This window comes from Paraburkholderia silvatlantica, from assembly GCF_003096715.1.
Lineage (GTDB): Bacteria > Pseudomonadota > Gammaproteobacteria > Burkholderiales > Burkholderiaceae > Paraburkholderia > Paraburkholderia silvatlantica.
Genome location: NZ_QEOL01000002.1, coordinates 149,332 through 163,234, shown reverse-complemented (window position 1 = coordinate 163,234; position 13,903 = coordinate 149,332). Strand labels below are relative to the sequence as shown.

Sequence of the window (13,903 nt, the reverse complement as noted above, 5' to 3'; positions counted from 1 at the left end):
ACAGTAAGGTAAAAAGGCGCAGCTTCTCACGAAGCTGCGCCTTTTTTATCGACCGATGAACGGGGATACCGGAGTTATAGCGGCGAAATCGCCGAAGTCCGGGTACGCGCCGCCGAAGCGCGCGCGGCCTTCGGTGCGCGCTCGCCGTCCATGCCGTTGCGCTCGCCGTCGTGCAGGCTCCCGCCCGGCGCAGGCTGCGCGCCATCGTAGTCGTCGCTCGCAACGCCGTTGCGCGCCGCAACCGCCGGGCGCGCGAGGCCGTCCTTGACCCACTGCTCGCCGAGCTGGCTGTTGGGCGTCTGGCTGAAGTGCTCGACGAGATGGTCGATAAACGTGCGCACCTTGGCCGGCAGGTGACGGCGGCTCGGATAGGCGACGTTGATCTCCACCTGCGGCAGACGATAGTCGCCAAGCAGCCGCACGAGGCGCCCGCGCGTCATGTCGCGGCCGATCAGGTAGCTCGGCAGAATCGCGATGCCCATGCCGAGCAGCGCGAACTGGCGCAGCATCTCGGTGTTGTTCGCCACGATCACGTTGGTCGGGCGCACGCGGACTTCGCCGTCCGGCCCCGTGAAAACGCGCTCGTCGCCCCAGTACTCGGAGGGCAGCGAGAGGCTCGGATGCTCCATGAGGTGCTCGGGGCGCGTGGGCGTGCCGTGCTTTTCGAGGTACGCCGGGGTCGCGCACACGGTCATGCAGCCCGTGGTGAGGCGGCGCGTGACGATGCTGGCGCTGCGCATCTGGCGCGCCGTCACGACGCCCAGATCGAAGCCCTCTTCGACGAGATCGACCTGACGGTCCACCAGCGTGACGTCGGGAATGACCTGCGGATAGCGCTGCGTATACGTCTGCAGCACCGGAGCGAGATTGTGGAGCCCGAACACGACCGGCGCGACGATGCGCAGCGTGCCGACGGGCTCGTGATTGCGCGCGACGACCATCTGTTCGACATCCTCGAGTTCATCGAGAATCTGGCGGGCGCGCTCGAGATAGACCTGACCCGATTCGGTCAGGGAGAGACTGCGGGTCGTGCGGTTAAGCAAACGCGTGCCGAGCCGACCTTCGAGGTCGGCAACATGCCGCGTCGCAACCGCGTTGGAGATATCCATCGCAGAAGCGGCCCGGGCGAAACTGCCGAGGTCGGCCACTTTGACGAATACTCGCATCGACTGCAAATGATCCATGAGACAACTCCTGCCTGTTACTACCCCGCTGTTAATCAGCGGAGGAAACCGCGAATTCTCCTACGACAGCAGAAATCGTGCAGAAGTTGCCTCCGAAGCCCTTATTTTCTTTACGAATTCTTCGACTGCACCCCAAAATGCATTAACGGAGGTCCGATTGTTACCTCAAAAGAAACAATTTTGCGCGTTGCAGCGAAATAGCCGCTCAGCCGCCGAACAGACGGGCCTCTGCACCGCACCAATGCATTCGACCCCGCAAATGGAAATGGCCGCCCGCAGGCGGCCATTTAGTTAGCGAGCGCTCACATCACATACTCAGAGGCGTGTTTCCAGCGCCTTGCGGGCGTCGTTCAACACTTGCGGCAAGCCATGAGCCAGCTTGTCGAACAGTTCGGCGTGCAGCGCGAGTTCGGCGCGCCAGGCGTCGGCGTCCACCGAAATCACCTGCTCGAACTGCGCCTCACTGAAGTTCAGGCCGCTCCAGTCGAGGTCGCCGTAGCGCGGCGACACGCCGAATGCGTGCTCGTCGCCTGCGGCCTTGCCCTCGATACGGCGCACCATCCACTCGAGCACGCGCATGTTCTCGCCGAAGCCCGGCCACACGAACTTGCCGTCCGGCCCCTTGCGGAACCAGTTCACGCAGAAGATGCGCGGCACCGTCGCGCCGGTGCTGGGAAGGCGTTCGCCCACGTCGAGCCAATGGCCGAAGTAGTCGGCCATGTTGTAGCCGCAGAACGGCAGCATCGCGAACGGATCGCGGCGCACCACGCCCTGCTGCCCCGCAGCCGCGGCCGTGGTTTCCGAGCCCATGGTCGCGGCCATGTACACGCCCCCGGTCCAGTCGCGCGCCTCGGTCACGAGCGGCACCGTGGTCGAGCGGCGGCCGCCGAAGATGAACGCATCGATGGCCACGCCCTTGGGGTTCTCCCACTCGGGATCGATCGACGGGCACTGCGACGCGGGCGCCGTGAAGCGCGCATTCGGATGCGCGGCCTTGCGGCCGGTCTCCTTGCCGATGGCGGGCGTCCAGTCGTTGCCCAGCCAGTCGATCGCGTGCGCGGGCGGCTCGTCGGTCATGCCTTCCCACCAGACGTCGCCATCGTCGGTGAGCGCGACGTTCGTGAAGATCACGTTCTCCTTGAGCGTCGCCATGGCGTTGAAATTGGTCTTCTCTCCGGTGCCAGGCGCCACGCCGAAGTAGCCCGCCTCCGGGTTGATCGCGTAGAGGCGGCCATCGGCGCCGGGCTTGATCCACGCAATATCGTCGCCGATCGTGGTGATTTCCCAGCCGTTCATGGCGGGCGGCGGAATCAGCATGGCGAAATTGGTCTTGCCGCACGCCGACGGGAACGCCGCCGCGACGTGGTACTTGCGGCCTTCCGGCGAACGCACGCCGAGAATCAGCATGTGCTCGGCAAGCCAGCCTTCGTCGCGGCCCATGGTCGAAGCGATGCGCAGCGCGAAGCACTTCTTGCCGAGCAGCGCATTGCCGCCGTAACCCGAGCCATAGCTCCAGATCTCGCGCGTTTGCGGAAAGTGGACGATGTACTTCGTCTCGTTGCACGGCCACGGCACGTCCTTCTCGCCTGCCGCGAGCGGCGCGCCCACGCTGTGCACGCACGGCACGAACGCGCCGTCTTCGCCGAGCACGTCGTACACGGCGCGGCCCATGCGCGTCATGATGCGCATGTTCGCGACGACGTAGGGGCTATCGGAAAGCTCCACGCCGATATGCGCGATGGGCGAGCCGAGCGGGCCCATCGAGAACGGCACGACATACATCGTGCGGCCGCGCATCGAGCCTGCGAACAGGCCGTCGAGCGTCGCGCGCATTTCGGCAGGCGCGACCCAGTTGTTGGTGGGGCCGGCATCTTCCTGATTGGGAGAACAGATGAAGGTGCGATCTTCGACGCGCGCGACGTCCGAGGGGTCGGAGCACGCGAGATACGAATTCGGACGCTTCTGCGGATTGAGGCGGCGCATCGTGCCGGCCTCGACCATCTGGGCACACAGGCGGTCGTATTCTTCCTGGGAGCCGTCGCACCAGACGATGCGATCCGGCAGCGTATGCGCGGCGATTTTCTGCACCCAGTCGATCAGTTGCCGGTGCCGGACCCAGGCGGGCACCTGAGCGGCGGCCTGGGCTTGGTAATCGGGATGGTTCATCGAGCTGTCTCCATTTTTAGGGCTGTAAAAAAGGAATCGCCCTTTTCGACGCTGCATGCGAGAGGCGCAACTCATGCAAACCGAATGTCGCCCGGCAGATCAACACAGGAATCGGTTCGCGCAGTTGGGCAGGTCGTCAAGGTCCTTCAGCCTGGGGTTCGAAACCGTCTGTAAAGCGGCTTGCATCGGAGCCCGACAAGCTGTTAAAAATTGCAAATTCGCGGCTGATTACCGCGTCAGAAAACCTGCGTGCGTAGCCTCGGGCTTGCGCAATTGCAATACCTGCTGCCGCACGCGGCAAGCGACGTGAAGGCTCCCCATATTCATACCAGCCTTCCCGGCGCTGCATAGTGGGATAACCACCAGATGAACACCGAAGTCGCGCTACGAAAGGCGCGATGCAAAACACGCAAAACAACCCGCCGCCATGAAAATTGCCATCCTTGACGACTACCAGGACGCCGTCCGCAAGCTCGACTGCTTTCAACTGCTCGCCGACCACGAGGTCAAGGTTTTCAACAACACGGTGCGCGGCCTCGGCCAGCTCGCCAGCCGCCTCGCCGAAGTCGACGCGCTTGTTTTGATTCGCGAACGCACCCGCATCACCTCGCAACTGCTCGACAAGCTCCCGCATCTGCGCATGATCAGCCAGACGGGCAAGGCCGGTCCGCACATCGACATCGAGGCCTGCACCGAACGCGGCATCGCCGTGCTCGAAGGCACCGGTTCGCCCGTCGCGCCCGCCGAACTCACGTGGGCGCTCATCATGGCAGCGCAGCGGCGCATTCCGCAGTACGTCGCCAACCTCAAGCAGGGCGCGTGGCAGCAGTCGGGCCTCAAGACCTCGGCTATGCCGCCCAACTTCGGCCTCGGCCAGGTGATGCGCGGTCAGACGCTCGGCATCTGGGGCTATGGCAAGATCGGCCGGCTCGTGGCCGGCTACGGCAAGGCCTTCGGCATGCGCGTGCTGGTGTGGGGCCGCGAGCATTCGCTCGAAGCGGCGCGCGCCGACGGCTACGAAGCCGCCGCCAGCCGCGAGGCGATTTTCGAAGAGAGCGACGTGCTCTCGCTGCATCTGCGCCTGCACGACGACACGCGCGGGATCGTCAAGCAGGAAGATCTGCTGCGCATGAAGCCCACGTCGCTGCTCGTCAACACGAGCCGCGCGGAGCTGATGGAAGAAAACGCGCTGCTCGGCGCGCTTGCGCACAACCGGCCGGGCATGGTCGCGATCGACGTGTACGAGAGCGAGCCGATCCTGCAGGGCTACAGCCTGCTGCGCATGGAAAACGTGATCTGCACGCCGCACATCGGCTATGTGGAGCGCGAGAGCTACGAGCTGTACTTCGGCGCGGCGTTCCGCAACATCCTCGCGTTCGACTCGGGCGATCACGTGAGCGTCGCCAACCCCGAAGCGCTGCAGGGCGGCCGCCGCAAGTAAGCGCGGCTGCACGGGGCGGCGCGCGCCGCCCATCGTGCGACTTTGCGTGCGATTTCGATGCGGCCGCGTAAGCTCAGGCGCGAGCGGCGGCTTCCATGACCTCGGGCAAACGTACGAGGAAACGCTCGCCGTCCACGCGGCCGAGGTTGTAGGCGTGCTGCATCTGCTGCGGGCTCGTGTAGTCCCAGCTCGAGATCGGCACTCTGGCCGACGGCTGCACGTAGAGGCGCTGCTGCGCGCCCTGCGCCGCCTGATGGCGCACCACGAACATCTGCGGACGCGGATAGAGCCGCGTCACCATCACCAGCACACGGCCCGGCGTGTCGTCGAGCGCGCCGACCGGCACATTGTCGACCATGCCGCCGTCGAGCACCGGACGGCCGTCGCGCCGCAGCACGGGCGTGAACGGCGGCGTGCATGACGACTGCAGGATGAGATCGGCCAGATCCTCGACGCTCGCGCACTCCTGCGCCGTCACGAACTCCGGATGAAACCCGAGCCTGCGCCCGAGCGTGGGGTGCAGCGTCTTGCGGATGTGCTTTTCGATGTTGTACGCAATGAGACCCGCCGCCACGGCGCTGCGCGCGCCGAGCCAGCGCGGCACATGCGACACGCCGATGCGGATCTCAGGGGCATCCTGAAGCTGCGTGAACGGCTCGCCGTAGATGTCGAGCAGCGCCTGGCGATAGATGCGGTAATGCGGGAACACCGACTCGCCGCGCAGCAGATTGCCCCAGTAGGCATTGCGCTTGTTGTGGCGCAGGGCCTCCTCGTAATAGCGCATGACCCAGTCGGCGTCGCGCGTGTAGAGCATGCACGCGGTGGCCGCGCCCGCCGAGATGCCCGTGATGACGCGGGGGCGAATGCGCAGCTCCGGCTGGACGATGTCCCAGAACCCCGCCTGCCACCAGCAGCGATTGCCGCCGCCGGCGAAAACCACCTGATCGAACATGCCTTCTACGTCCTTCGAAGCGACCGAAAACGATCGGAAGTGCCAAGCTTAATCGAGCAGCGCGTAAGTCGAGGTCGCGTGAACGGCCATCCGGCCGTCTTCGTCGTAGAGTTCTATTTCGCCGAACACCAGATTGCGGCCCATGCGCAGCACGCGCGCCGTCACGAGCACGTCGCCCTTGCGCACCGCGCGCATGAAGTTGGTGTTCAGCGCAACGGTTGTCATGGGCTTGAAGCCGCCGAGCGCCGCCGTGATCGCGACGATCATGGCCGTATCCGCCGCCGCCATGAACACCTGGCCGCAGATCACGCCGCCCGAATGCCGCAGCTCGCCGGAAAACGGCAGGCGCAGGGTGGCGCTGTCTTCCGAGACCTCGACGGGCTTCATCCCGAGCGCGCGCACCCATGGGGCCAGCACGCGCTCCAGCAGCGCGTCGATTGCGTTGTCGTCCATCGTTTGCCTTTGTGGATTGCCGTGCGACGATTCCTGCCGATTGCAACCACCCTCAGCCAGCTTCGGCGAACAGGCGGTGCACAGCGACTGGCTTGAAACCTGGCTTGACGCCAGGCAGTGGCGACATCATACCGGGACAGCACGGCCCCCGCGGTGAAGGCACAAAGGCCTGCGCCACCGAAGTTTGCGTCGCCGCCTCGGTCAACTATTTTTGGAAAATTTGCAGAATGGGCTTGCCAAGCCCCAAAAAGTCCTGCATAATCTTTCTTCTGTTGGGGGCGTTAGCTCAGTTGGTAGAGCAGCGGACTCTTAATCCGTAGGTCGAGTGTTCGAGTCACTCACGCCCCACCAGCGAATTCAGCCAAAAAGCCCGATCTTGCGATCGGGCTTTTTGCATTTCTGCGCGGCCACTGGCCTGGACTACTTCACGTGACGCGACGCCTGCTTCGGGCGCGGCAGCCAGCGGCCGAGCGCCTCGAAGCCGTCGAGCTGGCGCAGCAGCGTGTCGACCGTCGAAAGCTGAACGTGAGTCAGGTGGTTTTGCTTCAGAAGCGCGTGCAGACGCTTGCGCCAGTATGCGACACCCATCACCGGCATCTCGAAATCGCCAGCCAGCGACGGCGGCATCACGCGCGCGATGTGCGCGATTTCCTGTTCGACGAATGTCATGGCTTTCCCCGTTGGTCCTGCCGTGGTTTCTTATCGTATGAAGTACTGTAGGACGCTCCGGGGCGCTCGCCAGCCTACCCGTATGGATAGGTAACAAATAGTCCGGCTAAATTGGGGATGGACGCCGCTGAAAGCGGCGCCTCGCTGGCCGGCTCTCGCGCCTCGCCGTGCGGCGGCAGCTCGGTCAGGCACTTGCCATGCCGCCCATGTCCGCAACGGCATGGACGGCGAAAAACTTCGGAATCCAGACGATTGGACTCCGGTCCAGATGCCTCGCTTTTCGGACTCTCATCGGCATCACGCTCGCGATTGCAGACCGTCCAGCCGCCAGCGCTCAGAGGAACGGCTTGCCGTCCACCTGTTCATAGACGACATTGCCATCGTCGTCCTCGAACTGCTCCAGGTAGTTGCGGGCGCCGCACAGCGGACACCGGAACAAGGGCCCCTGCCCTTCGTTCTTGATCACGACCTCGCTTTGATCCCACGGGGTGCCGCACGACTGGTTGCGGCAAACGAATGTACTCGACATGCAGACTCTCCTGACTGTTACGGGTGCAAAGCCTACCGCAAGTCAGGCCCGCGCGCCGCAAATCTCCGACTCCAGCCACGGTTGCGCGCCCAGGCTGTTCACTTCTTGAGCAGTTGGCCGCGCTTCTGTTCCGGCTTGACGCAATCGTTTCTCCGCCCCGAAGGCTCGCGCGCCGCGCATTCCGGAATGCATGGGCGCGCTGAGCCGCGACTGCCCGGCAGCGCGCTGCTGCGCCGACGCGCTGGCATGGTTCTCGCGTTAGCGTGCCGCGGTAGCGCAGTTTTGCTGCGCCCGTCCATATCGAGATCGAGAACATTGAGGAGCACGCAGATGAATCACGCGGACATGCAATTCCTGACCACCGAATTCCCGTACAAGAAGCAGTATGGCAACTTCATCGGCGGCGAATGGGTGGCGCCGCTCGGCGGAGAGTATTTCGACGATATCTCGCCTGTCACGGGCCACGCGTTCACGTCCATTGCGCGCTCGCGCGAAGCCGACATCGAACTCGCGCTCGACGCCGCACACAAAGCCAAGGCCGCATGGGGCAAGACCTCGCCCACCGAGCGCGCCAACATTCTCAACCGCATCGCCGATCGCATCGAGCAGAACCTCCACAAGATCGCCGTGGCCGAGACCATCGACAACGGCAAGCCGCTGCGCGAAACGCTCGCCGCGGACATCCCGCTCGCCGCCGACCACTTCCGCTATTTCGCGGGCTGCGTGCGCGCGCAGGAAGGCGGCATCTCCGAGATCGATCACGACACGGTCGCGTATCACTTCCATGAGCCGCTGGGCGTGGTCGGCCAGATCATTCCGTGGAACTTCCCGATTCTCATGGCCGCCTGGAAGCTCGCGCCCGCGCTCGCGGCCGGCAACTGCGTGGTGCTCAAGCCCGCCGAGCAGACGCCCGCGTCGTTCCTCGTGCTCACCGAACTGATCCAGGACCTGCTGCCGCCCGGCGTGCTCAACGTGGTGAACGGCTTCGGCCTCGAAGCCGGCAAGCCGCTCGCCTCGAACAAGCGCATCGCCAAGATCGCCTTCACGGGCGAAACGACCACGGGCCGCCTCATCATGCAGTACGCGAGCCAGAACCTCATTCCCGTGACGCTGGAGCTGGGCGGCAAGAGCCCGAACATCTTCTTTGCCGACGTGCTCGACCACGACGACAGCTATTTCGACAAGGCGCTCGAAGGCTTCGCGATGTTCGCGCTCAACCAGGGCGAGGTGTGCACGTGCCCGTCGCGCGTACTCATCGACGAGAAGATCTATGACCGCTTCATGGAGCGCGCGCTCAAGCGCGTAGCGGCGATCCAGCAAGGCCACCCGCTCGACACGAAAACGATGATCGGCGCGCAGGCCTCGCAGGAGCAGCTCGAGAAGATCCTCTCGTATATCGACCTCGGCAAGCAGGAAGGCGCGCAATGCCTGATCGGCGGCGAGCGCAACACACTCGCCGGCGAACTCGGCGACGGTTATTACGTGAAACCCACCGTCTTCCGCGGCCACAACAAGATGCGCATCTTCCAGGAGGAAATTTTCGGACCCGTCGTGTCGGTCACGACTTTCAAGACGGAAGAGGAAGCGCTGGAAATCGCCAACGACACGCTTTACGGCCTCGGCGCAGGCGTGTGGACGCGCGACGGCACGCGAGCCTACCGCTTCGGCCGCGCGATCCAGGCGGGACGCGTGTGGACCAACTGCTACCACGCATACCCGGCGCACGCGGCGTTCGGCGGCTACAAGCAGTCTGGCATCGGGCGCGAAAACCACAAGATGATGCTCGACCACTACCAGCAGACGAAGAACCTGCTCGTGAGCTATAGCGAGCAACCGCTCGGATTCTTCTGATCGCACGGTGTGCCCTATGCGTCGCGCGCGGCGGTTTGCGCTCCGCAGGCGGCAGCCGCGCGCGACGCCTCCTTCCTTGCCTCTTGAGAGGAGCGTCACGACATGGTCGAACGCGTTACCGCCACACCGGCCGCGCTCGCGCTCATCGAGCAGCTGGCGCGCGAGCACGGGTCCCTGCTCTTTCATCAATCGGGCGGCTGCTGCGACGGCAGTGCGCCCATGTGCTTTCCCGTCGGCGAGTTCATGGTCGGCAATGCCGATGTGCAATTGGGAGAAATCGGCGGGATGCCGTTCTATATGACCCAGGCGCAGTTTGAGTACTGGCAGCACACCCAGCTCATCATCGACGCCGTGCCGGGCAACGGCGGCATGTTTTCGGTCGAACGACCCACGGGCCTGCGCTTTCTCACGCGCTCGCGGCTCTACGACGACGAAGAAAACGCGTGGCTCGAGACGCATCGGGTGACGCGCGTGAGTTTGTGAGGCACGTGCGCCCGGCACGCCTTGGGCGCCGCACGCAGCGTGGTGCTATCCTGGTTTGCAGGCGCTGCGCAATCGCGCGGCCATCGCACCAGGAGACGCCATCATGCAAAAGCACGACGTGAAACTTGTCACCCTCGAGCCGATGGACTTGCTCGCCGTCAGCCACGTGGGTCCGTACATGAAGATCGGCGACGCGTTCTACACGCTCGCGCAATGGCTCGGCGAGCGCAATGTGCGCACGTCGGGATCGAAGATGGTCGGCATCTATTACGACGATCCCAATACGGTCGAAGAATCGAAGCTGCGCTCGAAGGCGGCGCTGCATCTGGGGCAGGAAACCGATGTGGAAATCGTGGCGCCTGTCGAGAAGTTCCGGCTGCGCGGCGGCGAGCACGCGATGATGCTGCACAAGGGGCCGTATCAGGGGCTGGGCCAGGCGTGGACGTGGTTTTACAACGAGGGATTGCGGAAGCTCGGACGTACGCCGGACTTTTCGGCACCGTCGTTCGAGGTTTATCTGAACACGCCCGATGAGGCGGCACCGGACGACTTGAAGACGGAGCTGTATATCCCGCTCGCATAAAGCGCTTGATCCGTACGATTTGGACGTCGTTTGAACGATGCCGCCAGGACGTTTCATGGCGGCATCGTCGTTTCCGATGCGAGGGTTCTAAGGTTTTAATAACGTATGTATACGTAAACGTAGTAATAGTTAACAAGCCCCTGGGTATTCTGTGGATAACCCCGGAAAACCGTTGAGTAAACAAGGGTATGGAAAAAACATAACCTTGCGGGCGATCATGGGACAACGCGAGGCAGCTGCTGGCAACTTTTCGACGGTTTGCACGCGGCCGAAGTTATCCCCGATTCATGCACAGTGATTCCCAGGGGTTTTCCGAGGGTTATCCGCTGGGGGCTGTGGATAGTGCGGGAGGACGAAAATCGCCACGTTGAATCGGACCTCGCAATCTCGAATTTACGGTCTATAACTTCTGCGAGTGGGCCGGCACGTGACTGTTGATCGAATTGCGCCATGGCCCGAGTGCCGCTCAAAAACCTGAAATAGTGAGAATCGCGAAGGCCATGCAGGCCTGCTTCGTCACTCATGGAGGCGCCGGATGAAACGCCGTGAACTGCTGGCCGCGCTGGCTGCGGGCGCAATGACCCAGGTTTCCACCGGCCAGGCGCAGGAGAGCCCGGCGAAGTACACCAATGAGATCGCGCTGCCCAAACCCAAAGTATCCGGCACGGTCTCGCTGGAGGATGCCATCCAGCGGCGCAGGTCCGTGCGCAGGTTCCGCTCCGACCCGCTGCCTGTGGAGACCATCGGCCAGCTGCTGTGGGCCGGCCAGGGCATCACCAGCCCGGACGGCAAGCGCGCGGCGCCTTCGGCCGGGGCTTTGTATGCGCTCGAACTCTACATGGTGACCGCAGCGGAGGTGATGCACTACGTGCCTCAAGGCCACCGCGCGCAAACGCGAGCGACGCCCGATATGCGCCCCAGGCTGCAAGCGCTCGCACTCGGGCAAGCGTCCGTCGGGGCGGCGCCGGCCTTGATCGTGGTGGCTGCCGATCCCGGCCGTCTCACCCAGAGGTATGGGGCGAGAGCCAGTGTGTATAGCGACCTCGAGGCCGGGCACGCCGCCCAGAACCTGCTGCTGCAGGCCGTTGCGCTCGGGCTCGTCGCCGTGCCCGTGGGCGCGGTCGATGGACCGCAGGCAGCCCAGGCGCTTGGTTTGCCTTCCGGGCAGAGCGTCGTCTATGTCATTCCGGTGGGCCTTCCGGTTTGAGATTTGAGTCGCGGCATGAGGCAGTAGAAAAAACAAACGCCCGGGAAACCGGGCGTTTGTTTTTCAATGAAGGCGCCAGACTGTAGGAGATTTCAAAAGTCGAGAATTCCGTACTCTGCAAATCAAGGACTTGCGTCATTCGCTCCAGCATAAGGCGAGACAAAGTCAAGCATAAGCTGAGAATTTCCTACGCACCTAACAATTTATATCTTGACCCTCACGTTTAAGAACTTGGGTACCCATCGAATCACTTTGGGTCAAGCCGGACGTCCCTCTTGTATACGTATAGCATCTTATACACTCTGCCGTAAAGTTGAAAGCCGTGCTTCATAGTCGGCGATACCTGCTGGGCTCCAAGCTATACCCGGCAACTTTCAGGGTGCGCGGGCGGGCGAGGTTGGGTCTCTGGATGCAGCGTCGACGGTATGGCATGCATAGCGAAGCCGCAGCGTGCTCGTTCGAATACATCGAAGTGTTTTAAAACCGTACTCGTCGTCATCCATCGCTAGGCTTTGTGTCGCCAGCCCAGTTCATGCGAGACTGATTCGTTCAGACAAAGGATACTGCTGCATAACTGACCGCCGCAAATTCACATGCCATAGAGGAACCGAATTTTGAAAGACAAGTCCTACGCAAAACTTGCTGACCTGTTGTCAGACAGCGAATGGTCGCAAGTATGCGACGACCTCAAGGTTGAGGGCGTATCCAAAGAGTCCTTCAGAAAGGAACCGCAGACGGTTTTCCAGGCAGTGTCGAAGACAACATACTGCATGGCAGTATTCGGGGCGTTGACACGTCCGATGAGCATGCTGGCTGAGGTTGCCGAATTCCTGGGGCAGAAAGACGTTAGGGCGCGCACAACGGCATCTGTGATTTCTCTTGCAGACAATATAAGAGTCGAAGCGCAGCAACTGGAGTATGCAATCTCCTGGACCGAAAACATGTGCCCGTCGGCGCAAGTGCAAAGGGACTTGGAGGTCGAGTTTCGAACCTTTGTGAAGCCATTCCTTCTCGAGGTTCGGAATAGAGCCGCGCCACAGCAAAGGTCGAGGACACAGCCTAGCCGACGACGCGTGCATCTGGGCGAGGTCTATGAGCGTATCGAATTCTGCGAATACTCTCGTGAGGCGCTCGACGAATTCGAGCAGATTCTACGCCTTGCCGATAACGCCATTTCAGATAGTGTCCTTGGTGAAGAACCTGCAGACTTCCCTGTTTTGCGGGAACTTCGAAGCTTGTCAAAGCGGCTCTCAAGTGACCTGCGGAAATTTGCATCGGAGGTGGATTCCGCATATAGGACACAAGAGACATGGTCGCGCGCAATCGATGCGCGCACAACCGAGCGCTTTAAGATTTTTATTGAATCTGTTTCGTTCCTCCACCAACGCACGCCCGCAAAGGAGCTTGCTCAGCTCCTGAGACTGGATGTATTCCGCCATCGGCCTCAACTCTATGAGATGTGGGTGATGTGCACTATCTTGAAGACCCTTAGAGATGGCGGTTGCAACGTCCAATTGCTGGAGGTTGCAAGTGGTGAGGATTCCCACCGCGTATGGAATCTGAAGTACGCCAAAGCCACGAGTCCAGTCGCCGAAATTACAAAAGATGACGCGAAACTGTTCCTCTTTTATCAGCTGTTTCGTCGTCGCAGCAAGGGAGACATGCCGGATATCTCGCTGTGGCGGGACCGTGCAGCAGAAACAGCCCCCGTGTGGATTGTCGACCCGAAATTCTCTGAAAAAGGCGGGTATTCGATGTCGAGCTACGTAAGCACGGCCCAACGATACATGGACCAATTTCGACCAAGCGACTTCTCCTGTGTGCTCGAATACTTTCCTCGCCCAGAAATCGGGTCCGACTCGCGCGTCATTCTGGATGTTGCGCCTCGGGGAGCAGGGCTTGGTACGTTGCGAAGGCTGTTAAAGCAGGCACACGGCCTCGCTTCGCGGACGATAGCAATCCTCGATTTGTCGAGCAGTTACGTCAATGATGTCTTGGCCGTTGCGCCCCAGTTACGCCGGTGGGTGACTGCCGGAGAACTATCGGACACTTGTATCCTCTTTGCAGGAAATGCCAAGGTTTGTGCTTCCCTGACCGAGGCTTCGGGAAGGGCGTTCGACATAGAGCGTGCCGCTTTGGGCACCAATAGCAGCATCATGCCGGCACTCGCGGAAGCTCTGCGTTTCTCCGCCGAGGATGACGCGCAGGCGTTTATCCTTTTGAGCGACGGAGACTTTGATGACGGGTCGATGCAGACAGTTTCTGAATCCGGCCTGAGGATTTCACTGGCACTGCCGACCGAAAAGTCCACGGCATAGTCTTCGTCTATATAGTTGCCGTTCAGTGTCGACGGCAATGCCCGATAACCGCGCGCCTGCTTCAGTC

The 13,903-nt window shown here is 62.1% G+C and carries 12 protein-coding genes and 1 tRNA gene; 7 read left to right on the top strand and 6 right to left on the bottom strand.

Annotated elements, in window-relative coordinates:
• Positions 1-74: 74 nt before the first annotated feature.
• Together C7411_RS03015 and C7411_RS03010 are read right to left on the bottom strand one after the other, a co-directional pair.
• Complete coding sequence (locus C7411_RS03015; RefSeq protein WP_110383189.1) at positions 75-1,184, bottom strand: LysR family transcriptional regulator; 1,110 nt, start codon at positions 1,182-1,184, stop codon at positions 75-77.
• Positions 1,185-1,499: 315 nt separating this feature from the next.
• Complete coding sequence (locus C7411_RS03010) at positions 1,500-3,350, bottom strand: phosphoenolpyruvate carboxykinase (GTP) (protein WP_110383190.1); 1,851 nt, start codon at positions 3,348-3,350, stop codon at positions 1,500-1,502.
• Between the two features lie 427 nt (positions 3,351-3,777).
• On the opposite strand from C7411_RS03010, the gene C7411_RS03005 reads away from it, so the two are divergent.
• Complete coding sequence (locus tag C7411_RS03005) at positions 3,778-4,791, top strand: D-2-hydroxyacid dehydrogenase family protein (RefSeq protein ID WP_110383191.1); 1,014 nt, start codon at positions 3,778-3,780, stop codon at positions 4,789-4,791.
• 73 nt (positions 4,792-4,864) lie between these two features.
• Here the strand turns inward: C7411_RS03005 and C7411_RS03000 are convergent, their stop codons facing one another.
• The gene (locus tag C7411_RS03000; RefSeq protein ID WP_110383192.1) at positions 4,865-5,743 is read right to left on the bottom strand and encodes a patatin-like phospholipase family protein; all 879 of its coding nucleotides are present in this window, start codon (positions 5,741-5,743) and stop codon (positions 4,865-4,867) included.
• Between the two features lie 48 nt (positions 5,744-5,791).
• The gene (locus C7411_RS02995; protein WP_028203232.1) at positions 5,792-6,196 is read right to left on the bottom strand and encodes a PaaI family thioesterase; all 405 of its coding nucleotides are present in this window, start codon (positions 6,194-6,196) and stop codon (positions 5,792-5,794) included.
• Positions 6,197-6,471: 275 nt separating this feature from the next.
• Here C7411_RS02995 and C7411_RS02990 point away from each other — a divergent pair.
• Positions 6,472-6,547 (top strand) — tRNA-Lys (locus C7411_RS02990).
• 69 nt (positions 6,548-6,616) lie between these two features.
• On the opposite strand, the gene C7411_RS02985 is transcribed toward C7411_RS02990, so the two are convergent.
• Together C7411_RS02985 and C7411_RS02980 are read right to left on the bottom strand one after the other, a co-directional pair.
• Positions 6,617-6,865 (bottom strand): hypothetical protein, encoded by a 249-nt coding sequence (locus C7411_RS02985; protein ID WP_110383193.1) that lies wholly within the window; start codon positions 6,863-6,865, stop codon positions 6,617-6,619.
• Between the two features lie 334 nt (positions 6,866-7,199).
• Positions 7,200-7,394 carry a hypothetical protein gene (locus tag C7411_RS02980; RefSeq protein WP_042266086.1) on the bottom strand — a complete coding sequence of 65 codons (195 nt, stop codon included), beginning with the start codon at positions 7,392-7,394 and terminating at the stop codon, positions 7,200-7,202.
• Between the two features lie 330 nt (positions 7,395-7,724).
• Between C7411_RS02980 and adh the strand changes: the two genes are divergently transcribed.
• From adh to C7411_RS02955, 5 genes are all read left to right on the top strand, one after another.
• Entirely contained in the window at positions 7,725-9,245 is a 1,521-nt protein-coding gene (adh, locus tag C7411_RS02975) for an aldehyde dehydrogenase (RefSeq protein WP_110383194.1), read from the top strand.
• Positions 9,246-9,347: 102 nt separating this feature from the next.
• Positions 9,348-9,728, top strand: a complete 381-nt coding sequence (locus tag C7411_RS02970; protein WP_110383195.1) for a DUF779 domain-containing protein — start codon at positions 9,348-9,350, stop codon at positions 9,726-9,728.
• 103 nt (positions 9,729-9,831) lie between these two features.
• Complete coding sequence (locus C7411_RS02965) at positions 9,832-10,311, top strand: AraC family transcriptional regulator (protein WP_116603278.1); 480 nt, start codon at positions 9,832-9,834, stop codon at positions 10,309-10,311.
• 535 nt (positions 10,312-10,846) lie between these two features.
• The gene (locus tag C7411_RS02960) at positions 10,847-11,518 is read left to right on the top strand and encodes a SagB/ThcOx family dehydrogenase (protein ID WP_110383197.1); all 672 of its coding nucleotides are present in this window, start codon (positions 10,847-10,849) and stop codon (positions 11,516-11,518) included.
• A gap of 614 nt (positions 11,519-12,132) precedes the next feature.
• Positions 12,133-13,836, top strand: a complete 1,704-nt coding sequence (locus C7411_RS02955) for a hypothetical protein (protein ID WP_110383198.1) — start codon at positions 12,133-12,135, stop codon at positions 13,834-13,836.
• Positions 13,837-13,903: the final 67 nt, after the last annotated feature.

Excerpts from the sequence above, each read along its gene's own strand:
- C7411_RS02995 (WP_028203232.1), bottom strand. The coding sequence starts at position 6,196 with ATGGACGACAACGCAATCGACGCGCTGCTGGAGCGCGTGCTGGCCCCA.
- C7411_RS03005 (WP_110383191.1), top strand. The coding sequence starts at position 3,778 with ATGAAAATTGCCATCCTTGACGACTACCAGGACGCCGTCCGCAAGCTC.
- C7411_RS02980 (WP_042266086.1), bottom strand. The coding sequence starts at position 7,394 with ATGTCGAGTACATTCGTTTGCCGCAACCAGTCGTGCGGCACCCCGTGG.
- C7411_RS02965 (WP_116603278.1), top strand. The coding sequence starts at position 9,832 with ATGCAAAAGCACGACGTGAAACTTGTCACCCTCGAGCCGATGGACTTG.
- C7411_RS02970 (WP_110383195.1), top strand. The coding sequence starts at position 9,348 with ATGGTCGAACGCGTTACCGCCACACCGGCCGCGCTCGCGCTCATCGAG.
- adh (WP_110383194.1), top strand. The coding sequence starts at position 7,725 with ATGAATCACGCGGACATGCAATTCCTGACCACCGAATTCCCGTACAAG.
- C7411_RS03000 (WP_110383192.1), bottom strand. The coding sequence starts at position 5,743 with ATGTTCGATCAGGTGGTTTTCGCCGGCGGCGGCAATCGCTGCTGGTGG.
- C7411_RS03015 (WP_110383189.1), bottom strand. The coding sequence starts at position 1,184 with ATGGATCATTTGCAGTCGATGCGAGTATTCGTCAAAGTGGCCGACCTC.
- C7411_RS02985 (WP_110383193.1), bottom strand. The coding sequence starts at position 6,865 with ATGACATTCGTCGAACAGGAAATCGCGCACATCGCGCGCGTGATGCCG.
- C7411_RS02960 (WP_110383197.1), top strand. The coding sequence starts at position 10,847 with ATGAAACGCCGTGAACTGCTGGCCGCGCTGGCTGCGGGCGCAATGACC.
- C7411_RS03010 (WP_110383190.1), bottom strand. The coding sequence starts at position 3,350 with ATGAACCATCCCGATTACCAAGCCCAGGCCGCCGCTCAGGTGCCCGCC.